The following is a 21622-nucleotide window of genomic DNA, read 5'->3' on the forward strand; positions in this document are numbered from 1 at the left end:
GCGGACGGAGTCCGCTCCTACGTTGTCTGAAAAACTTGTGCGGGTCGATCAATCCCCGCTGGAGCCGCCCGGATAGGCGCAGCCGCGCATGACCTTGTTGTCCAGGCGCAGCTCAGCGGAGAGGTTGCTCAGGGCGCCGCTCATGCTGTCCTGGCAGCGTGCCGGAGCCACCCACAACTCGACCTTCTCGCCGTTGGCTTCGCTGGAATAACTGGTGCTACCGTCGGGCACGCCCTCGGCGATGTACGGCAGCGCCAGCGATTCCTTGCCCGGCTGCTCGATCAGCATGCCCTGGCTGTTGACCAGTACGCTCCAGCCCGGCTCGTTGCCGTGGGCACGGACCACCGCGCGCTTGAAGTTCGGGTCGTCGCAGCCCGAGCCCTCGTTCTGCAAACGATAGACCTTGGCCACTTCCAGCTTGCCGTCGGTGCCCTGGGCGCTGCTGCCGCTGAAGCTGCCGCGCAGGTCGGCGTACAGCGAGGTGGCGCCGTCGTTGAACATCTCCAGTGCGTCGCGGGGCAGGCCGGTGTTGCCGGTGTCCTCGATGCTGAAACGGCGCTGCTCGGTGCAGCTGCGGAACACCAGCTTGCCGTCCAGGCGGCTCAGTTCGCCCTGCAGGCGGGTGGAGGCGTTAAGATCGGTCTTGTTCGGCGTCCATACCTGGCAGGCAGCGAACAGGGGTAGCAGGCTGAACAGAATGAAACGGCTGGATCGCATGGAACGGGCTCCCTCGAAAGTGCGCCCACGTTACCCAGCGAAGCCGGCCACCTCAAGGGTAATGCCCAACGGCGAGGAGAATTTCGGATGATCCGCTGCAAGCGCGCTTACGAACCGGCGACCCAGGACGACGGCCTGAGGGTGCTGGTGGACCGGCTCTGGCCACGGGGAATTCGCAAGGAAGACCTGTACATGGAGTACTGGGCCAAGGAGGCGTCGCCGTCCAACGAACTGCGCCAGCGCTTCCACCACGACCCGAGCCTGTTCGAAGAATTCCGCAAGGCCTACCACGACGAACTGAACGCCCACCCGGAGCACTGGATGGGGCTGCTGGACCTCGCGCGCAAGGGCACGCTGACGCTGCTCTATGCGGCCAAGGACGAGGAGCACAACAACGCCCGTGTGCTGGCGGAGTTTCTCGAGGACGAATTGGCGAAGCAGGGCGAGGGCAGTTCCCCGGTCTGCTATGCCGGGAAGACCGAATAGAGGCGGTTCGCGAGCAAGCTTGCTCCTAAATGTCCCGCGTGGCGGGCTGCTTCTCTGTAGGACCGAGGGGGACGCCCAGTCCTTGCTCGCGAACCAGGGCAAACGGCTGACGCAGAAGCACCAGCTGCGTAGGGCGCATAACGCGCCAGCGTTATCCGCCCTACGAAGTTGCTCGCGAGTCGTGCAAGGCGGTTACCAGATCTTGTACACCTGCCCGCTCTGCTTGCCTTCCACGCTGCGGGCGAAGCCCAGGGCGGCATCGGCGGCAGGTACCGGCTTGAAGCCGCGGAAGAACGGCGCGTAGCCCTCCATCGATTCCACCAGCACGTTCGGGCTCACCGCGTTGATCCGCTGGCCGCGCGGCAGTTCCAGGGCGGCGCTGCGCACGAAACCTTCCACCGCGCCGTTGACCAGGCTGGCCGAGCTGCCCAGCACGATGGGCTGTTCGCTGAGGATGCCGGTGGTCAGGGTGAAGGACGCGCCGTCGTTGGCGTATTGGCTGCCGATCAGCACCAGGTTCACCTGGCCCATCAGCTTGTCCTTCAGGCCGACTGCCATTTCGGCTTCGCCCATTTCCGACAACGCACCGAAGTGCACCTTGCCGGCAGCGCTGATCAGCGCATCGAAGTTGCCGACCTGCTCGAAAAGCGCGCGGATCGACGCGCTGTCGGTGATGTCCACGCGGAAGTCACCGCTGTTGCGGCCGACGCGGATGATCTCGTGGCGCGGGGCCAGTTCGTTGGCGACGGCCTGGCCGAGGGTGCCGCTGGCGCCGATCAGGATGATTTTCATGAAGACTCTCCACTGAGTGGTTTGGCTGAAAGTGAATTCAGTCTAGAGTGACCATCTGTTTTGATAATCCAGTCAATCGACAACCTTTGGTTTTCATATGGAAACAATCGCCAGCGATCTGGAAGACCTTTCCGCCTTCGCCGTGCTGTTGGAGTGCGGCAGTTTCACCCGCGCCGCGGAGAAGCTCGGTTGCAGCAAGGGGCAGTTGTCCAAGCGTATTTCCGCGCTGGAACAGGCGCTGGGCGCGACCCTGGTGCACCGCACCACCAGACGCCTGTCGCTGACTGCCGCCGGCGCCGCATTGCTGCCCGAGGCCCAGGCGCTCAACGCCCAGGCGGCGCGGGCGCGGCAGGCGGTGCTGGCGTTGCAGGAGGAGGCGCAGGGCAAGGTCCGGTTGAGCGTGCCGGTATCCCTGGGCGAGACCTTCTTCGATGCCTGGCTGATGGAGTTTTCCCACCAATACCCGGACATTCGCCTGGAGCTGGATTTGTCCAACGCGCGCCGTGACCTGGTGGCAGACGGCTTTGACCTGGCGATCCGCTCCGGCAGCCTGGAGGTGGATGACCGCTTCGTCGCCAAACCCCTGTTTGCCTTGCAGGAACTGACCTGCGCTACGCCCGGCTACCTTGCCGAGCACGGTGCGCCGCGGGCGCCGGCGGACCTGTCAGCCCACTCCTGCCTGCAGAACACCCACTACCAGGACAGCGATGTCTGGCTCTACCAACGCCGCCACGAACTGTTCCGCGTTGCGGTCAGCGGTGTGCTGGCGAGCAACCACTACACGCTGCTGAAGAAAGCCGCGCTGGCTGGTGCCGGCATCAGCCGATTGCCGTCCTACATGATTCAACAGGAGTTGGCTGAAGGCAGGCTCGTCTGGCTGCTCCGTGATTACCAGACACGCACCCAGCCAGTGTTTCTCATCCATCCGTATCAGGGGCGCCTGCCACGCCGCACGCAGTTGCTGGCGGACTACCTGCTGCGCTGGTTCGAGCATAGCCGTCGGCAGTTGGTCGCCCTGGAGGGCTGACAGGCAATTCATTCACGTTCGTTCAGCTTTGTTCAGTGATGGTTCAGAAAGGGTTCAGGGGGAGTTCAGGCATGGCCTCGTAGGCTTTGCCCTATTCTTCCAGCCCCTTCCAAGGTGACCACCATGAACCGCTCCACCCTGCTGCTGACTGCTCTGTTCGCCAGCGCCGCTCTGCTGAGCGGCTGCGCTTCCGACCTCTCGGGTTCTTCCTACTCCCGCGCTGACGCCCGCGCTGTGCAGAACGTGCGCATGGGCACCATCGAGTCCTTGCGCCCGGTGCAGATCGAAGGCACCAAGACGCCCATCGGCACCCTCGCCGGTGCGGCGGTCGGCGGTATCGCCGGCAACTCCATCGGTGGAGGCCGCGGCAAGGCCATCACCACCATCCTCGGCGGCGTGGCCGGCGGCGCGGCGGGCTCGGCAGTGGAAGAGGGCATCACCCGCACACAGGGCGTGGAAATCGTGGTCCGCGAGGATGACGGCGGCACCCGCGCCTATGTACAGGCGGTCGATTCGCAACAGTTCCGCGTTGGCGATCGCGTTCGCATCATGTCCGTCAACGGCGCCAGCCGAGTGACCCTCTGACCTGGAGACCCCACCATGCGCCGCCTGTTGATCGCTCTGCTGCTGATCGTTGGCTCTGGCACTGCCATGGCCGATGAGGATGGAGGCTTCTGGTACCTGCAGACCAGCGTCTACACGACCCACTGGACCAACGACCCGGAGCACAACAACCATCAGGAGCTGATCGGCCTGGAACGCAACCGCGCTGACGGTGTGGTCTGGGGCGGCGCGACCTTCAAGAACTCCTTCAGCCAGCGTTCCAATTATGTCTACGCCGGCAAGCGCTTCGACTGGGAAGGCACGCCGTTCTACGCCAAGGTCACCGGCGGCGCGCTGCAGGGGTATCGCGGCGAATACCGCGACAAGATTCCGCTGAACCGCTATGGCGTGGCGCCTGCGATCATCCCGTCGGTGGGTGCGCACCTGGGGCCGGTGGGCGCCGAGTTCGTGGTGCTGGGAGGGTCGGCTGCGATGGTCAATGTGGGCGTGCGCTTCTAAGTTTTCCTGAAGCCAAACGGCGCGGGCCGCAGTGCGAAATCACTGTGGCCCGCGCCGTTTTTGTTTGCAGGGGAGGTCAGAGAGTGACGTCCTTCAGCGCCTTGTCCAGGCAGTCGATGAACAGCTCCGCATGTTCCTGCTCGAAGGCCAGCAGCGGACGGATCTTCAGGATGTTCTCCATGGGACCGGCCGCACTGATCAGCACGCCGCGCTCGCGCATGGCATTGACCACCTGCCGGGTCTGGTTGGCGGCCGGAGTTTTTGCGGTGCGATCGGTGACCAGTTCGACGCCGAGGAAAAGCCCTGCGCCGCGCACGTCGCCGATCAGTTCATGGCGCTCGGCGAGCTGGCGGATGCCCTGGAGCATGAGGGCGCCGATGCGCTGCGAACGCTCCTGAAGCTGTTCGTCGTGGATCACGTCGAGTACCGCCTGGGCCGCCGCGCAGGACACCGGGTTGCCGCCGAAGGTGTTGAAGTAGCGCACCTCGCGGCCGAAGCTTTCGAGGATTTCCGGGCGCACCACGACGCCGGCGATGGGCTGGCCGTTGCCCATGGGTTTGCCAAGGGTGACCAGGTCCGGCTGCACGCCGTGGCGTTGGAAGCCCCACATGGCGTCGCCGGTGCGGGCGAAGCCGCTCTGCACTTCGTCGGCGATATAAAGCAGGCCTTCGTCCTGGGCGACTTTCACGGCTTCGGCAAGGAATCCGGCCGGATCGGCCAGCACGCCGTCGCTGGCGAAGATGCCGTCGAGCAGTAGCGCGGCGGGCTTGATGCCATGGGCGCGCAGGTCGGCGATGGCGGCGCGCACATCGTCGGCGAAGAGTTTGCCGACGTTCTCTGCACCCAGTCGGTAAGCATCGGGCGCGCGCACGGTGCGGGCGTGGGCGGGCAGGGTGATGCCGGCGCCGAGGGACGGCGAGAGCTCGGAAATGGTCCCGGTGACGCCGTGGTATGCGAAGCGGGTGATGATCACCCCGGTGCCGCCGGTGTACTGGCGAGCGATACGCAGGGCGAGGTCGTTCGCCTCGCTGCCGGTGCAGGTGAACATCACCTGGTCCAGGCCTTCGGGGAAGGTGGCGAGCAGGTCCTCCGCGTAGTCGAGGATGCCTTCCTGCAGGTAGCGGGTATGAGTGTTGAGCACCGCCGCCTGGCTGGCGATGGCTTGCACCACGCGCGGATGGCAGTGGCCGATGGAGGCGACGTTGTTGTAGGCGTCGAGGTAGCGGTTGCCCTGGTTGTCGTAGAGCCACACGCCCTCGCCGCGTACGGTGTGCAGCGGGCGCTCGTAGAACAGGCGGTAGGCCGGCCCGAGCAGGCGCGCGCGGCGCTCGATCAGGCGGCGCTCCTGTTCGCTCAGGCGCTCGGCATCGGCGGCGCTGAATCCGTTGGGCATGGTCATGGGCGGGGCTCCTCTTGTGTGGCGCAGGCGGCGAAGATCTGCTCCTGCGCCTGTTCCCGGCTCAGGCGGGCCAGGCCTTGCACGGCCTGCCAGGCGTGGCGGGTGTTGCGCAGGATGTAGTCGCGGTTCTCGGGGTGCAGGCTGGCGCGCCAGGCGGTGATGCTCAGGGTCATGATCAGGCGCGTGGCAATCAGGTCGGCGAGGATTTCCTGCTCCTCGGCCAGCAGCGGGCAGCGGCGATGGTAGGCGGCGATCATCTCGCAGGCGGTGGCCAGCGGCGCGTCCGGCTCGCCCACCTGGTAGGCGGCGGCGACGCCGAGGTCGTTGATCAGCGGCGCGTGGACCATGTCGCCGAAATCGAGAATGTTGCGCACCAGGTCCGGATGCTCGGCATCGACGATGACGTTGTGCGGGTTCAGGTCGTTGTGGATGACCTGGGCGCGCAGCGTGGACTGGCGGGGCAGGGCGTGGCGCTCGAAGTTGTCGAGGAAGCGCTCCACCAGGGCGCGCTGTTCTCGATCCTGAATGTAGACCAGCAGGTTACGCAGGCGTGAGGCGTGCTTGAGGTCCCAGAGCAGTTCGTGGTCGGCGGTGGCGGGGTGTTCGAAGTCCTTCAGCGCCAGGCCCAGGCGCGCCAGGTCGTCGCCCAGGTTCTCGCGCAGGGCGCGGCTGCGTTGCGGGACGCGGTGCAGGGGCACGCCGTCGACGAAGGAGAACAGCCGGGCAATCATCGGCTGGCCGTCGACGCGGATGGAAATCTGGTGGTCGCCGTTGAGCGAGGGATAGACGCGCTGCACTGCCAGGGTCGGGTCGAGGGCCTCCACGCGCAGCAGGGCGCGAGTCTGGAAGTCCACGACCTGCGGGTCCTCCAGCGGGTGCGAGAGCTTCAGCAGGCGGTCGTCGCCATGGCCGTGGGCGATGTGGAAGTTCAGGTCGCGTTCGCCGGCGAGGCGGTGCAGCGTGCCGCGCTGGCCGAAGTATTCGTCGGCGATGGCAGCGGCCTGGGCGTCGCTCACCTGGGCGGGGGCCGCTTCCAGCAGGTGATCGTGGACGGGAGCGGTATTGAGGGGCACGGGTACATCTCCAGCAGGGTTCAGCGGTCGTTCGGTATTGCAGCGGCCGGGCGAGGTGGCGCGCCCGCCCGGCGCGGGGCCGGGCGGACGCCATCCACTTACTTGCTAGCCCAGGCGTTGAAGCGGGTTTCCAGTTCCTCGCCGTGGTCGATCCAGAACTCGGTGTCCATGGCGCGCGCGTTCTCCAGGTTCTGCGGCGCGGTGGGGAGTTTCGGCGCGATGGCGGCGTCGATCAGCGGGATGGTGTTCTTGTTGGTCGGGCCATAGGGAATGTTCTCGGCGAAGACCTTCTGGTGCTCAGGCTTGTTGGCCAGGGCGATGAACTGCTCGGCCAGCTCCTTCTTCGGGCTGCCCTTGACGATGGCCCAGTGGTCCAGGTCGTAGATGCTGCCGTTCCACTGGATGGCGAAGTCGCGGCCTTCCTTCTGCACGGTAGCAACGCGGCCGTTGTAGGCCGAAGTCATCACCACATCACCGGCGGCCAGCCATTGCAGCGGTTGCGCACCGGCTTCCCACCACTGGATGTAGGGCTTGATCTCGTCGAGCTTCTTGAACGCACGGTCCACGCCTTCCTTGGTGGCCAGTACCTTGTACAGGTCGGCCTGTTTCACGCCGTCGGCTTCCAGGGCGAATTCCAGGGTGAACTTGGCGCCACGGCGCAGGCCGCGCTTGCCCGGGTATTTCTTCACGTCCCAGAAGTCGGCCCAGCCGGTGGGGGCGCTGGCGAGTTTCTTGGCGTCATAGGTGAGCACCGTGGACCAGATGAAGATGCCCACGCCGCAGTCGCTCACGGCGGCGTCGAGGAAGTCGGCCTGCTTGCCGAGCTTGCTCCAGTCGAGCTGCTCGAACAGCCCCTCGCTGCAACCGCGCATCAGTTCCGGGGATTCCACCTCGACCACGTCCCAGCTGGTCTTGCCGGTGTCGGCCATGACCTTGATCTTGGCCATCTCGCCGTTGTACTCGGCGCCCTGCACAGTGACCTTGGCCTGCTGCTCGAAGGGTTTGTAGAAGGCCTTTTCCTGGGCCACCTTGTTGTCGCCACCGAACGACACCACGGTCAGTGTCTCGGCGTGGAGCTGGGCGGCGCCGCCGGCCAACATCATCAGTGCTATGGCTTTCTTGAACATGCGATGACTCCTGAGCGGGCCAATCCGGCCCATGAATAAGAGGGCAGCTTCAAGAGTGGGGCGACGCGCCGGACCAAGCTGGAAGGCCGGCTGGCGTTGCCCTCGGACATCAGGGAGAGGAACGGGCGGAACAGGTGCGGTCGATCATGGGAAGTTGCTCCGTTTCTTGTTGTTGTTCGGATAGCTCGTTGTAGGACCAAGCTGAGACCGATTAAAACATCTTCCAAAACATGATGCATCATGTTTTTATTGGCGCCAGTGCTCCAAGGATGTTCACCACTCGCGCGCACTCAAATGAAGGGGATGCCTGCACCATGAACCAGACCAGAACCCTGCTTCTCACCGGCGCCAGCCGAGGCATCGGCCATGCCACGGTGAAGCACTTCAACGCTGCCGGCTGGCGCGTGTTCACCGCCTCGCGCCAGGACTGGAGTGCCGAGTGCCCCTGGGCCGAAGGCCTGATCAACCACATCCACCTGGACCTGGAGGACATCGACAGCGTGCAGGCCAGCCTGCCGATGATCCGCGAGAAGCTCGGCGGCTCGCTGCACGCCCTGGTGAACAACGCCGGCATCTCGCCCAAGGGCCCGGAGGGCGAGCGCCTGGGCGTGCTGGGCAGCGACTACGCCACCTGGCTGAAGGTGTTCAACGTCAACCTGTTCTCCACTGCGCTGCTGGCGCGCGGCCTGTTCGACGAACTGAAGGCAGCCAAGGGCTCGGTGATCAACGTCACCTCCATCGCCGGTTCGCGTGTGCATCCCTTCGCTGGTGCGGCCTATGCCTGCTCGAAAGCCGCGCTGGCCGCGCTGACCCGCGAGATGGCCCATGACTTCGGCCCGCACGGCGTGCGAGTGAACGCCATCGCGCCGGGGGAAATCGACACGGCGATCCTGTCTTCGGGCACCGAGTTGATCGTCGAGCGCGATATTCCGATGCATCGCCTGGGTAAGCCGGAGGAAGTTGCTTCGCTCATCCATTTTCTCTGCACCAGCGGCGCGTCCTACGTGAATGGTGCGGAAATCCACGTCAACGGCGGGCAGCATGTGTGAAACCGGCTGGCATTCGGCGCGATCAGCGACCATCATTCGCGCCCGAATTCCGCACCACGTGATGAGACGGTGATGAACTACCCGATCGAAGGGCTCAATCATTCCTACCTGGGCAGCGGCGTCTACGCGCTGTTGCGCGAGGCGCTGATCACTGGCCGCTTCAAGCCGGACGATCGCCTGCGCATCCGTGACCTGGCCCAGCAGCTGGGTACCAGCGTTACCCCGGTGCGTGACGCCATCCTGCAACTGGCCAAGGAACAGGCGCTGGTGCTGAAGACGCCGCGGGACATCCGCGTGCCGCTGCTCACCCTCGAGCAGTACCTGGAGATCCGCAGCATCCGCGTGGCGCTCGAAGGTCTCGCCGCCGAGACCGCCGCCGCGCGCGCCAGCGATGAGCAGCTGGACGAGCTGGAAGCCAACATCCGCGAGAATCTCGACGCGATCCACGCGGATGACCTGGTGCTGGCGCTCAAGCTCAACCAGGCCTTCCACTTCGCCCTCGCCGACATCGCCGGCATGCCGCTGCTGCGCGCCTTCCTCGACAGCCTGTGGATGCGCACCGGCCCGCTGATCGCCCAGGCCTACGCCGACTTCAACGAGCGCATGGCCATCGAACACCACTGGGACGTCCTGCGCGCCCTGCGCGAACGCAACGGCACCGCCGCCCGCGAGGCGATCCACGCTGACCTGCTGGACGGCAGCGAGAAGATGCTGGAGTTCATCGCCCAGACCGAAGCGCCGGAGCAGGAAGCGGGCTGACTGGCTTTATTGCAGGAGCTCGCTGCTACACCAATATCCGTAGGGCGAATAACCTGGAGCAGGTTATCCGCCGGCTTCAATACGGCGGATAACGCTGGCGCGTTATGCGCCCTACCAAAGCAAAGTGGTCAGACCGCGCCGTCCTTGCGTAACGCGGCGATGGCGGCTGCGTCGTAGCCCAGTCCGGCAAGCACTTCGTCGGTATGCTCGCCCAGTTTCGGGCCGATCCACTCTGCGCTGCCGGGGGTGTCGGAGAGCTTGGGGACGATACCGGGCATGCGGAAGGATTTGCCGTCCGGCAGCTTGGCGGAGAGGAACATCTCCCGCGCCAGGAATTGCGGGTCGCTGAACATGTCTTCGGCGGAGAAGATGCGGCTGGCCGGCACCTCCGCTTCGTTCAGCACCTTGAGTACGGTATCCAGCGATTCGAAGCGCGCCCAGCGATCGATGATGCCGTAGAGCTCATCGCGGCGGGCATCTCGGCCGTCGTTGCTGGCGAGCGTCGGATCTTCGGCGAGATCCAGGCGGCCGATGGCGGTCATGAAGCGGCGGAAGATGGCGTCGCCGTTGGCGGCGATCTGCACGTGCTTGCCGTCGGCCGTGGTGTGCACGGAGGAGGGCGTGATGCCGGGCATGATGTTGCCGGTGCGCTCGCGGATGAAGCCGAACACGTCGAACTCCGGGACCATGGATTCCATCATGGCGAACACCGCTTCGTAGAGGGCCACGTCCACCACCTGGCCGGCGCCGCCATTCACTTCCCGGTGGCGCAGCGCCATGAGCGCGCCGATGACGCCCCACAGCGCGGCGATGGAGTCGCCGATGGAGATGCCGGTGCGCACCGGCGGGCGGTCCTCGAAGCCGGTGATGTAGCGCAGCCCGCCCATGGACTCGCCCACCGCGCCGAAGCCCGGTTGGTCCTTGTAGGGGCCGCTCTGGCCGAAGCCGGACAGGCGCACCATCACCAGCTTCGGGTTCAGCGCGTGGATCACCTCCCAGCCCAGGCCGAGCTTCTCCAGCACGCCGGGGCGGAAGTTCTCGATCAGGATGTCGGCCTCGGCGAGCAGCTTCTTCAGCACCTCGCGGCCGGCCTCGTGCTTGAGGTTCAGGGTCAGTGAACGCTTGTTGCGCGCCTGCACGAACCACCACAGCGAGGTGCCCTCGTAGAGCTTGCGCCATTTGCGCAACGGGTCGCCGCCATCGGGCGACTCGACCTTGATCACCTCGGCGCCGAATTCCGCGCACAGGCGCGAGGCGAAGGGGCCGGCGATCAGGGTGCCGAGTTCGATGACCTTGAGGCCGGCGAGGGGTTTGGCTGTGCTGTTCATCGGAGAGTCCGAGCAAGGAGAGAGGCGGGACTCTAACCCGTGTTCGCGGCTTCGAACAGGCCGCCGGGCAGGCGCCCGGTATCAGCGCTTTGCGCCGGCCTTGAGCGCGCGTAGAGTAGCGACATTCAGAAGTTTCTTACTCCAGCTCGCCCGGTTTCGGGCAGGTATACCGAGATGCGTGCGTCTTCTTCCACACAGCCCGAGGGTCTGGCGGCATTCTCTGGAGAATGCGTGCAGCCGGGTGGCGAGGGGGCTGCATGACCTTGAACCTGCCGACGCTGGTTGTCGTCGACCTCTACGTGCTGACCCTGGTCGGCGTGCTGATGGCCTTTGCCTGGCACAGTGGCCGCCGCGACTCCACCCTGGGCTACATGAGTGCTGCGCTGCTGCTGGGCGCCCTCGGGACTTTCCTCGCGACCCTGCGCGGGATGGGGTTCGACTGGGTGGCGATCCTGCTGGGCAATGTCGTCCTGCACCTGTGTTCGGCGATGACCTGGACCTCCATGCGTGTCTTCGCTGGCCGCAAGCCGCACTGGCCGCTGATCGGTGCTGGAGCGGCGTTCTGGGCAGCGCTCTGCCTGGTTCCGGCGTTCTACGAATCCCTCGCGGTGCGCATCGCCGTCAGCACGGGCATCACGGTCATCTATTGCGTGGCTGCCATCAGCGAACTGTGGCGGGGCCGCCGGAAACTGGAAGTGGAGTTGCGCCCGACGTTGGCGCTACTGCTGTTTCATACCCTCGTTTATGCGGTGCGCCTGGTGGTTGACCGCGGCATGCCGTTCGAGAGCGTGGCCAACAACGGCCAGGGCTCCACGTTCTTCACCTTCCTGGTCTTCGAGACCATGCTGTTCGCCATCGGCATTGCCTTCGCCACCCTGGCGATGGTCAAGGAGCGTGCCGAGTTGCAGTTCCGCAGTGCTGCCCTGAGCGATCCGCTGACCGGCGTCGGCAATCGTCGCGCCTTCATGGAGACCGGCGAGCGCCTGCTGCGCCTGTGCGCCGAGCGGGGCGAACAGGCTTCGTTGCTGCTCTGCGACCTGGACAACTTCAAACGCCTCAACGACTCCTTCGGCCATCCCGCCGGCGACCGTGTGCTGGTGGAGTTCAGCCGCATCACCGCCTCGCGGATGCGCAAGCACGACCAGTTCGCCCGCATCGGCGGGGAAGAGTTTGCCTGCCTGCTGGTGGGCGCCGATACCGAGGGCGCGTGCCAGGTGGCGGAGCGCGTGCGCCGTGAGTTCGCCGAGTTGCCGTTCATGGCCGAGGGCCAGCTCAGCGTGAGCATCGGCATCGCTACCAGCCGCGAGGCCGGCCACGACCTGTTGCGCCTGCTGTCGCTGGCCGACCAGGCGCTCTACGCCGCCAAGGCCAAGGGCCGCAACCGTATCGAACTGGCCGCGCCGGAGCCTGGAACCGACCGACGTCCACGGAGTTAATCCGCCGAGCCGGTGCTTTCGCGGTAGACTTGCCGCCTTCGAAAATTCGCCGGGAACACCCATGGCCCTGTCCGCCACGCCCTACAAAGCCGATATCAGCCTGACCGACCTCGACCGTGGGGTCTACGAGACCCTGCGCTTCACCGTCGCTCGCCACCCCTCGGAAACCGAGGAGCGCCTGGCGGTGCGCCTGCTGGCCTACGTCATCTGGTACAACGAGCAGCTGGCCTTCGGCCGTGGCCTGTCGGACGTGGAAGAGCCCTCGCTCTGGGAAAAGAGCCTGGACGACCGCGTGCTGCACTGGATCGAAGTCGGCCAGCCGGATGCCGATCGCCTGACCTGGTGCTCGCGCCGCTGCGAGAAGCTGACCCTGGTCGCCTACGGCAACCTGCGCGTGTGGACCACCAAGGTGCTCGACAGCGTCCGCCACCTGAAGAACCTCAATGTCGTCGCCATGCCCCAGGAAGCGCTGGAAGAAATCTCCCGCGACCTGCCGCGCTCGATCAACTGGACCGTGATGATCAGCGAAGGGACCATCTTCGTCACCGACGAGAGCGGCCAGCACGAGCTGCAAGTCGAATGGCTGATGGGCGAGCGCTGATTTGCGCTAGCTGCGCGTTGGCCCGGCTGCATTGTGAACAGGCGCGGGCCTGCTCATTTGCTGCAGCAAACTCCGCGGCCCACGCCTGTTCGCGCCTTGCCGTGCTCTAGCTCACAAGGCGCAAGACCAAGCACAAAGGAATAGTTGGACTTCATGCGCATCGAATCCCGTCCCCTCCCGCAAAACCTGCCCAACCTGGGCGACCTGCCGCCACTGCTGACCCGCCTCTACGCCGCCCGTGGCGTGCAGAGTGCGGAGGAGCTGGACAAGGGCCTGGCGCGGCTGATCCCGTACCAGCAGCTCAAGGGTGTGGACGCGGCGGTGGAACTGCTGGTCGACGCGTTGGAAAAGGGCCAGCGGATTCTCTACGTCGGCGACTTCGACGCCGATGGCGCCACCGCCAGCAGCGTCGGTGTGCTGGCGCTGCGCATGCTCGGCGCGGCCTGGGTCGATTACCTGGTGCCCAACCGCTTCGAATATGGCTACGGCCTGACCCCGGAAATCGTCGCCGTGGCGCTGGAGAAGCGCCCGGAACTGCTGGTGACCGTGGACAACGGCATTTCCAGCATCGACGGCGTCGCCGCCGCCAAGGCTGCCGGTCTGCGCGTGCTGGTCACCGACCACCACCTGCCGGGGCCGGAGCTGCCCGCCGCCGACGCCATCGTCAACCCGAACCAGCCCGGCTGCGACTTCCCCAGCAAGGCCATGGCCGGTGTCGGTGTGATCTTCTACGTGATGCTCGCCCTGCGTGCCCGCCTGCGTGAACGCGGCTGGTTCGCTGCGCGCGGCATCGCCGAGCCGAACCTCGCTGAATTGCTCGACCTGGTGTCCCTGGGCAGCGTCGCCGACGTGGTACCGCTGGACGCCAACAATCGCATCCTGGTTCATCAGGGCCTCGCGCGTATCCGTGCTGGCCGTGCACGTCCGGGGCTGCGTGCGCTGCTGGAAGTGGCCGGTCGCGATTGCCGGCGGATCACCTCCACGGACCTCGGCTTCATCCTCGGCCCGCGGCTGAACGCTGCCGGGCGCCTGGACGACATGTCCCTCGGCATCGAGCTGCTGCTCTGCGAAGACGAAGGCGTCGCCCGCGACATGGCGGTGCAGCTCGACCAGCTCAACCAGGACCGCAAGGCCATCGAGCAGGGCATGCAGCGCGAGGCGCTGGCCCAGCTCAAGGAACTGCCGGTGGAGGAGATGCCCTTCGGCCTGTGCCTGTTCGACCCGGAATGGCACCAGGGTGTGATCGGCATCCTCGCCTCGCGCCTGAAGGAGCGTTACCACCGTCCGACCATCGCCTTCGCCGATGCTGGCGACGGCACGCTCAAGGGCTCGGCGCGTTCGGTGCCGGGCTTCCATATCCGCGATGCGCTGGACGCCGTGGCTGCGCGCCATTCGGGCTTGATCAGCAAGTTCGGTGGCCACGCCATGGCCGCCGGCCTGTCGCTGCCGCAGGAAAACTTCGGCGCCTTCGCCGCTGCCTTCGACGCCGAAGTGCGCCGTCAGTTGGATGAAGAAGACCTCACCGGGCGCCTGCTCTCCGACGGCCAGCTGGGCGCCGAGGAGTTCCACCTGGAGCTGGCCCGCGCGCTGCGCCAGGCCGGACCCTGGGGCCAGCATTTCCCCGAGCCGCTGTTCCACGGCATCTTCCAGATCGTCCAGCAGCGCGTGGTCGGCGAGCGACACCTGAAGCTGGTGCTCAAGACCGAGTGCGGATCGCTGCAGCTGGACGCCATCGCCTTCAACATCGACCGCGAAATCTGGCCCAATCCCACCGTGCGCTGGGCGGAAGTGGCCTACAAGCTCGACGTCAACGAATTCCGTGGCAACGAGACGGTGCAACTGATGGTGGCGCATATCGCGCCCCGTTGAGTCTGTCGGCTCTTACAGACCGTAGGGCGAATAACCTGGAACAGGTTATCCGCCGCCCCCTCCTCGTGGCGGATAACGCTGGCGCGTTATGCGCCCTACCAAAGCGGCTCAACGGTTGGCGGTGGTTCGGCTTCGCGGCTGTGGCGCGTAGGCGGCAGGCGCAGCGGCGGGTAGACTGGCGGCTAGCCCGCCTTCCGCTGACTCAGGAGCTGCCGTGTCCCAAGATCATTCCTCCCTGGCCGCGTTCGCGCTGGAAACTCCGGCGCCCCTGTATGCGCGGGTCAAGGAAATCATCCTGCAGCAGATCCGCAACGGCGTCTGGAAGCCCAATTCCAAGCTGCCCTCGGAGAGCGAGCTGTTCGCCCTGCTGGGCGTGAGCCGGATGACCATCAACCGCGCGTTGCGTGAGCTGACTATCGAAGGCGTGCTGGTGCGCCTGCAGGGTGTGGGGACCTTCGTTGCCGAGCAGAAGGGCCACGCGGCGCTTTTCGAGATCCACAACATCGCCGAGGAGATCGCCGCACGCGGGCATGAGCACCGCTGCGAAGTCGTGCTGCTGGAGCCGCTGGCCGAGGGCGCGACCCTGGCGATGCCGTTCGAGCTGGAAAACGTCCAGCGCATCTTCCACTCCATCGTCGTGCACTACGAGAACGAAGTACCGGTGCAGCTGGAGGAACGCTTCGTCAACGCCGAGGTGGCGCCGGAGTACCTGCAGCAGGACTTCACCCGTATCACCCCCTACGCCTACCTGATCCAGCTGGCGCCGCTGACCGAGGGCGAGCATGTGGTCGAGGCGATCAACGCCGAAGCGGCTGATTGCAAGCTGCTGCGCATCAAGCGTGGCGACGCCTGCCTGCTGATCCGCCGCCGCACCTGGTCGGCGAAAGGGCAGGTGGGTGCTGCGCGACTGGTCTATCCGGGGTCGCGCTATCGCCTCGAAGGTCGTTTCGGGCAGTAATCAGCTGTCATCCCGAGGGGGCGGAAAATCTGCCCCGCTGTCTCCTGTGGTGCACCGTTTTGTTACCACTGTGCACCGCGCTGTTACTTTTTCTCCTTCCTTTCTCGCCGCCTTCTCTCGCTGCTGCCCGTGGCGAGGGGCGCCGCCCGTCTGTGCATAAGATTTCTATCCATTTGAAATAAAAAGACATTGTCGTCATGTGACTTAGCTCCCTGGGCATCGCCAGGCTATTTGGCCCTCGCTTTGCATTAGATTGTATATACAGGTTGATATAAGGTTTTACACATATCAGGTGACGCTAGATGAGTACGGCAATGCCCGTTGCCCTCTATTCACCCGTTTCTGCTACGCCGGACTGCCCTCCAGCGTGGCGCTACCCCTGCATCGAGGAAGTCCAGATGAGCTCCACCGGCCGTTACCGTGATACCGAAATCCGTGCCCCGCGCGGCACCCAACTGAACGCCAAGAGCTGGCTGACCGAAGCGCCGCTGCGCATGCTGATGAACAACCTCGACCCGGAAGTCGCCGAGAATCCCAAGGAGCTGGTGGTGTACGGCGGCATCGGTCGCGCCGCGCGCAACTGGGAGTGCTACGACAAGATCGTCGCCACCCTGAAAGAGCTGAATGAAGACGAGACCCTGCTGGTGCAATCCGGCAAGCCGGTCGGCGTCTTCAAGACCCACGCCAACGCCCCGCGCGTGCTGATCGCCAACTCCAACCTGGTGCCGCACTGGGCCAACTGGGAGCACTTCAACGAACTCGACGCCAAGGGCCTGGCCATGTACGGCCAGATGACCGCCGGCTCGTGGATCTACATCGGCAGCCAAGGCATCGTCCAGGGCACCTACGAAACCTTCGTCGAAGCCGGCCGCCAGCATTACGACGGCAACCTGAAAGGCAAGTGGGTGCTCACCGCCGGCCTCGGCGGCATGGGCGGTGCCCAGCCGCTGGCCGCGACCCTGGCCGGCGCCTGCTCGCTGAACATCGAATGCCAGCAGAGCCGCATCGACTTCCGCCTCGCCAGCCGCTACGTCGACGAGCAGGCCAAGGACCTCGATGACGCCCTGGCGCGCATCGCCCAATACACCGCCGAAGGCAAGGCCATCTCCATCGCCTTGCTGGGCAACGCCGCGGAAATCCTCCCGGAGCTGATCAAGCGCGGCGTGCGCCCGGACATGGTGACCGACCAGACCTCCGCCCACGACCCGCTCAACGGCTACCTGCCGGCCGGCTGGACCTGGGAGCAGTACCGCGACCGCGCGCAGACCGATCCGGCCGCCGTGGTCAAGGCCGCCAAGCAATCCATGGCCGTGCACGTCAAAGCCATGCTGGAGTTCCAGAAGCAGGGCGTGCCGACCTTCGACTACGGCAACAACATCCGCCAGATGGCCAAGGAAGAGGGCGTCACCAACGCCTTCGACTTCCCTGGTTTCGTCCCTGCCTACATCCGCCCGCTGTTCTGCCGCGGCGTCGGCCCGTTCCGCTGGGCCGCGCTGTCCGGTGACGCCGAGGACATCTACAAGACCGACGCCAAGGTCAAGGAACTGATCGCCGACGACGCCCACCTGCACAACTGGCTGGACATGGCGCGCGAGCGCATCAGCTTCCAGGGCCTGCCGGCGCGCATCTGCTGGGTCGGCCTGGGCCAGCGCGCCAAGCTCGGTCTGGCATTCAACGAAATGGTCCGCAGCGGCGAGCTGAAAGCACCGATCGTGATCGGCCGCGACCACCTCGACTCCGGCTCGGTGTCCAGCCCCAACCGCGAGACCGAAGCCATGCGCGACGGCTCCGACGCCGTGTCCGACTGGCCGCTGCTCAACGCCCTGCTGAACACCGCCAGCGGCGCCACCTGGGTCTCGCTGCACCACGGCGGCGGCGTGGGCATGGGTTTCTCCCAGCACTCGGGGATGGTGATCGTCTGCGACGGCACCGACGAAGCTGCCGAGCGAATCGCCCGCGTACTGACCAACGACCCAGGCACCGGCGTGATGCGCCATGCCGATGCGGGTTACCAGATCGCCATCGACTGCGCCAAGGAGCAGGGCCTGAACCTGCCGATGATCACCGGCTGAGGAATCGAGCATGAGCAATGTGACTGAACTGCCCACACCGCAGCCGCTGAATGGTGTGCGCGTACTGGACCTGAGCCGCGTGCTGGCCGGCCCGCACTGCACCGCGATGCTCGCCGATCTCGGTGCCGAGGTGATCAAGTTCGAGGTGCCCGGGCACGGTGACGACAGCCGCCACCTCGGCCCGTTCAAGGACGGTGAAAGTGTCTATTTCGGCTTGATCAACCGCGGCAAGCGCAGCGTCGAACTGGACTTCAAGGCGCCGGAAGACCTGCAACGTTTCTATGACCTGGTGACGGACGCCGATGTGGTGGTGGAGAACTTCCGCCCTGGCGTCACGCAGCGCCTGGGCATCGATTTCGACAGCCTCAGGCAGCACAACCCGAAGCTGATCTACGCGAGCATTTCCGGTTTCGGCCAGAACGGCCCACTGTCGCGCCGCCCGGCCTACGACATCGTCGCCCAGGCGATGTCGGGGCTGATGAGCGTCAGCGGTTTCCCCGAGACCGGGCCGACCCGCAGCGGCGAAGCACTCGGCGACCTGTGCGCCGGCGTCTATGCGGCCTGGGCGATCAGCAGCGCGCTGTTCGCCCGCGAGCACCAGGGCAGCAGCGCGCAATACATCGACGTGGCGATGTTCGACGTGCTGGTCAGCCTGCAGATGACCGGCCTGTCCAACCTGTTCGCCCACGGCAGGGCGCCGGGTCTGGTGGGTAACCGCCACCCGGTGTCGACGCCGTTCGACACCTACCGCGCCGCCGACGGCCTGGTGGTGATCGCGGTGGCCAGCGACAAGCTGTTCCGGCGTTTCTGCGAAAGCATCGGTCGCGGCGAACTGGCCGACGATCCGCGTTTCGCCGACGACCCCTCGCGCACCCGCAACGAGCAGGCTTTGCGCGCCGAGATCGAGGCCTGGACCGGCCAGCGCAGTGTCGAGCAGGCCTGCGACCTGCTGCTGGATGCCGGCGTGCCGGCCTCGCCGGTGTGGAACCTCGCCGAGGCCACCGGCAGTGAACAGGCGCAGGTGCGCCAACTGCTGGTACAGCCGGCCGACGACCAGCCGCCACTGGTGCCGCAACCGGTCTACTTCAACGGGCGCAAGCCCCATGCCGCGACGCGCGCTCCCCGATTGGGCGAAGCCAACGCCGCGTTCGGCCTCACGAATAAAGCAGGAGCCGTGCAATGAGCTTCGATATCGACGCCACCGAACTGGCCATCGTCGACTCCGCCGAGCGGGTCTGCCGCGACGTGCTGGCCGCCAACGCCCAGCGCTATGACGAAGAGGAAACCTTCTGTGCCGAAAGCCTGCAGGCCCTCGGCGAGCTGGGCTTCATGGGCATCAACCTGCCGGAAACCTATGGCGGCTTCGGCATCGGCAGCCTGGCCATGAGCCGGGTGGTCGAGGCGGTGTCGGCGGCCTGCGCCTCCACTGCGTCAGCGTTGACCGCACACTTCCTCGCCACCGATTCGATCCTCATCGGCGGCACCGAGGAGCAACGCCAGGAATGGCTGCCGCGCTGCGCCAGCGGCGAGCTGCTCGGCGCCTTCGGCCTGACCGAGCCGGCGGCCGGCTCCAACCCGGCAGACATGCGCACCCGTGCCGTGCGCGAGACCGGCGGCTGGCGGATTCGCGGCAGCAAGCACTACATCACCAATGCCCGCGAAGCCGACTTCATCGTGCTCTACGCCAAGACCGACCCGGAGGCTGGCGCCCGTGGCATCAGCGCCTTCCTGATTCCCAAGGGCACCGCCGGCGTCACCTTCGCCAACCCGGAAAAGACCATGGGCCTGCGCGGCAGCACCATCTACGAGCTGGCGCTGGACTGCTGGCTGCCGGCGGATGCGTTGCTGGGCGAGGAAAACCAGGGCTTCCGCACCGCCATGGAAGTGCTGGATCGCGGCCGCGTGGAAGTCGCCGCCATGTCGCTGGGCATCGCTCGCGCGGCCATGGAGTACGCCTTGACGTGGGTAGATGAGCGGCAGATCGGTACCAAGCCGCTGTCGGCCTACCAGGGCACCCAGTGGCGCATCGCCGATATGCACGCGCAGTTCCAGGCCGCGCGCCTGCTCACCCAGCAGGCCGCCGCGCGGCGTGACAGCGGCGAACGCTTCAGCCTCGAATCGGCGACCGCCAAATTGTTTGCCGCCGAGGCCTGCGGCTTCATCACCGACGCCGCGCTGCAGCTGCACGGCGGCTACGGCTACATCCGCGACCTGCCGCTGGAGCGCTTCGTGCGCGATGCGCGGATCCTGCGGATCTTCGAGGGAACCTCCGAGGTGCAGAAGATCATCATCTCCCGCGCCGTGCTGGATGCCGCCCGCCATTGACGGCAGGTACGGGGCGGCCTCCGCTGCCGCCCCGGCGAATCAGGAAACGCTGTGCATAACAACAACAGCGCAGCTGGGCGAACGTCCGGCGGCGAGGAGAAAGCTTCATGGCTGGTAAGTCCCTGATCGAAACCCGCTCCATCGATTACATTCCCCAGGCTGAACGGCACGGCCGCCTGTTCAGCCAGTTCACCCTGTGGTTCGGCTGCAACCTGCAGATCACCGCCATCGTCACCGGCGCGCTGGCGGTGGTGCTGGGCGGCGACGTGTTCTGGTCGCTGATCGGCCTGCTCATCGGGCAGATATTCGGCGGCGTGGTGATGGCGTTGCACGGCGCCCAGGGGCCCAAGCTCGGCCTGCCGCAGATGATCTCCAGCCGTGTGCAGTTCGGTGTGTTCGGCGCGGTGATCCCGCTGGTGCTGGTCTGCGTGATGTACGTCGGTTTCAACGCCACCGGCACGGTGCTGGCGGGCCAGGCCATCGGCCAGTTGGCCCATGTCAGCGATACCGTTGGCATCCTGGTGTTCGCGGCGGTCATCGTCGCGGTGACAGTCTGTGGCTACCGGGTGATCCACTGGCTGGGCAAGGCCGCCAGCGTGCTGGGCATCGTCGCCTTTGCCTACCTGTTCGTGCGCCTGTTGTCGGTCAACGACATCGGCGTGCTGCTGGAGAACCGCCACTTCGCCTGGAATACCTTCCTGCTCGCGGTCTCCCTGGCGGCGTCCTGGCAGATCGCCTTCGGGCCCTACGTGGCGGACTACTCGCGCTACCTGCCGAGCGAAACCTCGTCGCCGAAGACCTTCTTCGCGGTGGGCCTGGGCTCGGTGCTCGGTTCGCAGACGTCCATGGTCCTCGGCGTGTTCGCCGCCGCGCTGGCCGGCAAGGAGTTCTCCGGCCAGCCGGTGGCTTACGTGGTCGGGCTGGGGGCGAGTGGCATGATGGCGTCCGCACTGTTCTTCAGCGTGGCCTTCGGCAAGGTGACCATCGCCACCTTGAATGCCTACGGCAGCTTCATGTGCATTGCCACCATCATCAGCGGCTTCCGTGGCCAGTTGAAGGTCACGCACCTGCAGCGTCTGCTGTTCGTGCTGGTGATCGTCGGCCTGTCCACCGGCCTGGCGCTGGCCGGGCAGCATTCCTTCCTGGCCGCCTTCAAGTCGTTCCTGCTGTTCCTGCTGGCGTTCTTCACGCCGTGGAGCGCGATCAATCTGGTGGATTACTACTGCATCACCCGCGAGCGCTACGACATCCCCGCGCTGTCCGATCCCGACGGCCGCTATGGCCGCTGGAACTGGACCGGCATCGGCGTCTACTGCTTCGGCGTGCTGGTGCAGATGCCCTTCATCGACAGCGGTTTCTACACCGGGCCCCTGGTGGAGACGCTGGGGGGCGTGGATATCTCCTGGCTGATCGGCCTGGTGCTGCCGGCCTTGGCCTACTACTGGCTGGCCGCCAGGAGTCAACGCTCAGTGCCGGCCGCGCTGGTGCTGCCGGGGCAGGGCGACTCCTCCGCTGCCTGAGGGACGGCGCGCCCTTGCTTCC

Annotated in this window: 20 protein-coding genes; 14 read left to right on the top strand and 6 right to left on the bottom strand. The window is 65.9% G+C overall.

Annotated elements, in window-relative coordinates; translation table 11 throughout:
* Positions 1 to 48: 48 nt before the first annotated feature.
* The gene (locus RS899_RS03415) at positions 49 to 717 is read right to left on the bottom strand and encodes a COG3650 family protein (RefSeq protein ID WP_054908815.1); all 669 of its coding nucleotides are present in this window, start codon (positions 715 to 717) and stop codon (positions 49 to 51) included.
* Between the two features lie 87 nt (positions 718 to 804).
* Between RS899_RS03415 and RS899_RS03420 the strand changes: the two genes are divergently transcribed.
* The gene (locus tag RS899_RS03420) at positions 805 to 1203 is read left to right on the top strand and encodes a DUF488 domain-containing protein (protein ID WP_233298229.1); all 399 of its coding nucleotides are present in this window, start codon (positions 805 to 807) and stop codon (positions 1201 to 1203) included.
* 192 nt (positions 1204 to 1395) lie between these two features.
* On the opposite strand, the gene RS899_RS03425 is transcribed toward RS899_RS03420, so the two are convergent.
* Positions 1396 to 1995, bottom strand: coding sequence for a short chain dehydrogenase (locus tag RS899_RS03425; protein ID WP_054908813.1), 600 nt, complete (start codon positions 1993 to 1995; stop codon positions 1396 to 1398).
* Positions 1996 to 2092: 97 nt separating this feature from the next.
* Here RS899_RS03425 and RS899_RS03430 point away from each other — a divergent pair, with 97 nt between their 5' ends.
* The 3 genes from RS899_RS03430 to RS899_RS03440 all read left to right on the top strand — a co-directional run bounded on the left by RS899_RS03430 (position 2093) and on the right by RS899_RS03440 (position 4084).
* Positions 2093 to 3022, top strand: a complete 930-nt coding sequence (locus RS899_RS03430) for a LysR family transcriptional regulator (protein ID WP_054908812.1) — start codon at positions 2093 to 2095, stop codon at positions 3020 to 3022.
* 123 nt (positions 3023 to 3145) lie between these two features.
* Positions 3146 to 3607, top strand: a complete 462-nt coding sequence (locus RS899_RS03435) for a glycine zipper 2TM domain-containing protein (RefSeq protein ID WP_315809091.1) — start codon at positions 3146 to 3148, stop codon at positions 3605 to 3607.
* 15 nt (positions 3608 to 3622) lie between these two features.
* Entirely contained in the window at positions 3623 to 4084 is a 462-nt protein-coding gene (locus RS899_RS03440) for a sn-glycerol-3-phosphate transporter (protein WP_315809092.1), read from the top strand.
* A 76-nt stretch (positions 4085 to 4160) separates the two neighbouring features.
* On the opposite strand, the gene RS899_RS03445 is transcribed toward RS899_RS03440, so the two are convergent.
* The 3 genes from RS899_RS03445 to RS899_RS03455 form a co-directional block, all read right to left on the bottom strand.
* On the bottom strand, positions 4161 to 5483 hold the full coding sequence (locus RS899_RS03445; RefSeq protein ID WP_315809093.1) for an aspartate aminotransferase family protein: 1323 nt from the start codon (positions 5481 to 5483) through the stop codon (positions 4161 to 4163).
* Positions 5480 to 6556, bottom strand: a complete 1077-nt coding sequence (locus tag RS899_RS03450) for a phosphotransferase (RefSeq protein ID WP_315809094.1) — start codon at positions 6554 to 6556, stop codon at positions 5480 to 5482. The genes RS899_RS03445 and RS899_RS03450 overlap by 4 nt, the downstream gene beginning before the upstream one ends.
* Before the next feature lie 98 nt (positions 6557 to 6654).
* On the bottom strand, positions 6655 to 7683 hold the full coding sequence (locus RS899_RS03455; RefSeq protein WP_315809095.1) for an ABC transporter substrate-binding protein: 1029 nt from the start codon (positions 7681 to 7683) through the stop codon (positions 6655 to 6657).
* A 314-nt stretch (positions 7684 to 7997) separates the two neighbouring features.
* Between RS899_RS03455 and RS899_RS03460 the strand changes: the two genes are divergently transcribed.
* Complete coding sequence (locus RS899_RS03460; protein ID WP_024765199.1) at positions 7998 to 8732, top strand: SDR family NAD(P)-dependent oxidoreductase; 735 nt, start codon at positions 7998 to 8000, stop codon at positions 8730 to 8732.
* 72 nt (positions 8733 to 8804) lie between these two features.
* Positions 8805 to 9491, top strand: a complete 687-nt coding sequence (locus RS899_RS03465) for a GntR family transcriptional regulator (protein WP_054908807.1) — start codon at positions 8805 to 8807, stop codon at positions 9489 to 9491.
* Positions 9492 to 9619: 128 nt separating this feature from the next.
* Here the strand turns inward: RS899_RS03465 and RS899_RS03470 are convergent, their stop codons facing one another.
* Positions 9620 to 10819, bottom strand: coding sequence for a CaiB/BaiF CoA-transferase family protein (locus RS899_RS03470; RefSeq protein WP_315809096.1), 1200 nt, complete (start codon positions 10817 to 10819; stop codon positions 9620 to 9622).
* A gap of 257 nt (positions 10820 to 11076) precedes the next feature.
* On the opposite strand from RS899_RS03470, the gene RS899_RS03475 reads away from it, so the two are divergent.
* The 8 genes from RS899_RS03475 to RS899_RS03510 all read left to right on the top strand — a co-directional run bounded on the left by RS899_RS03475 (position 11077) and on the right by RS899_RS03510 (position 21600).
* Entirely contained in the window at positions 11077 to 12255 is a 1179-nt protein-coding gene (locus RS899_RS03475; protein WP_315809097.1) for a GGDEF domain-containing protein, read from the top strand.
* 61 nt (positions 12256 to 12316) lie between these two features.
* Positions 12317 to 12856: a YaeQ family protein gene (locus tag RS899_RS03480; protein ID WP_315809098.1), complete on the top strand. Its 540-nt coding sequence runs from the start codon at positions 12317 to 12319 to the stop codon at positions 12854 to 12856.
* Between the two features lie 153 nt (positions 12857 to 13009).
* Positions 13010 to 14725 carry a single-stranded-DNA-specific exonuclease RecJ gene (recJ, locus tag RS899_RS03485; RefSeq protein ID WP_315809099.1) on the top strand — a complete coding sequence of 572 codons (1716 nt, stop codon included), beginning with the start codon at positions 13010 to 13012 and terminating at the stop codon, positions 14723 to 14725.
* A 214-nt stretch (positions 14726 to 14939) separates the two neighbouring features.
* A complete protein-coding gene (hutC, locus tag RS899_RS03490; protein WP_205339552.1) occupies positions 14940 to 15683 on the top strand; it encodes a histidine utilization repressor in 744 nt (247 codons plus the stop codon).
* 398 nt (positions 15684 to 16081) lie between these two features.
* A complete protein-coding gene (gene hutU / locus RS899_RS03495) occupies positions 16082 to 17755 on the top strand; it encodes a urocanate hydratase (RefSeq protein WP_315809100.1) in 1674 nt (557 codons plus the stop codon).
* 10 nt (positions 17756 to 17765) lie between these two features.
* Positions 17766 to 18938 carry a CaiB/BaiF CoA-transferase family protein gene (locus tag RS899_RS03500; protein ID WP_315809101.1) on the top strand — a complete coding sequence of 391 codons (1173 nt, stop codon included), beginning with the start codon at positions 17766 to 17768 and terminating at the stop codon, positions 18936 to 18938.
* The gene (locus RS899_RS03505; RefSeq protein ID WP_315809102.1) at positions 18935 to 20080 is read left to right on the top strand and encodes an acyl-CoA dehydrogenase family protein; all 1146 of its coding nucleotides are present in this window, start codon (positions 18935 to 18937) and stop codon (positions 20078 to 20080) included. The genes RS899_RS03500 and RS899_RS03505 overlap by 4 nt, the downstream gene beginning before the upstream one ends.
* A gap of 107 nt (positions 20081 to 20187) precedes the next feature.
* Positions 20188 to 21600 carry a cytosine permease gene (locus RS899_RS03510; RefSeq protein WP_315809103.1) on the top strand — a complete coding sequence of 471 codons (1413 nt, stop codon included), beginning with the start codon at positions 20188 to 20190 and terminating at the stop codon, positions 21598 to 21600.
* Positions 21601 to 21622 lie beyond the last annotated feature (22 nt).

This window comes from Pseudomonas sp. C9-3 (assembly GCF_032392015.1).
Lineage (GTDB): Bacteria > Pseudomonadota > Gammaproteobacteria > Pseudomonadales > Pseudomonadaceae > Pseudomonas > Pseudomonas nitroreducens.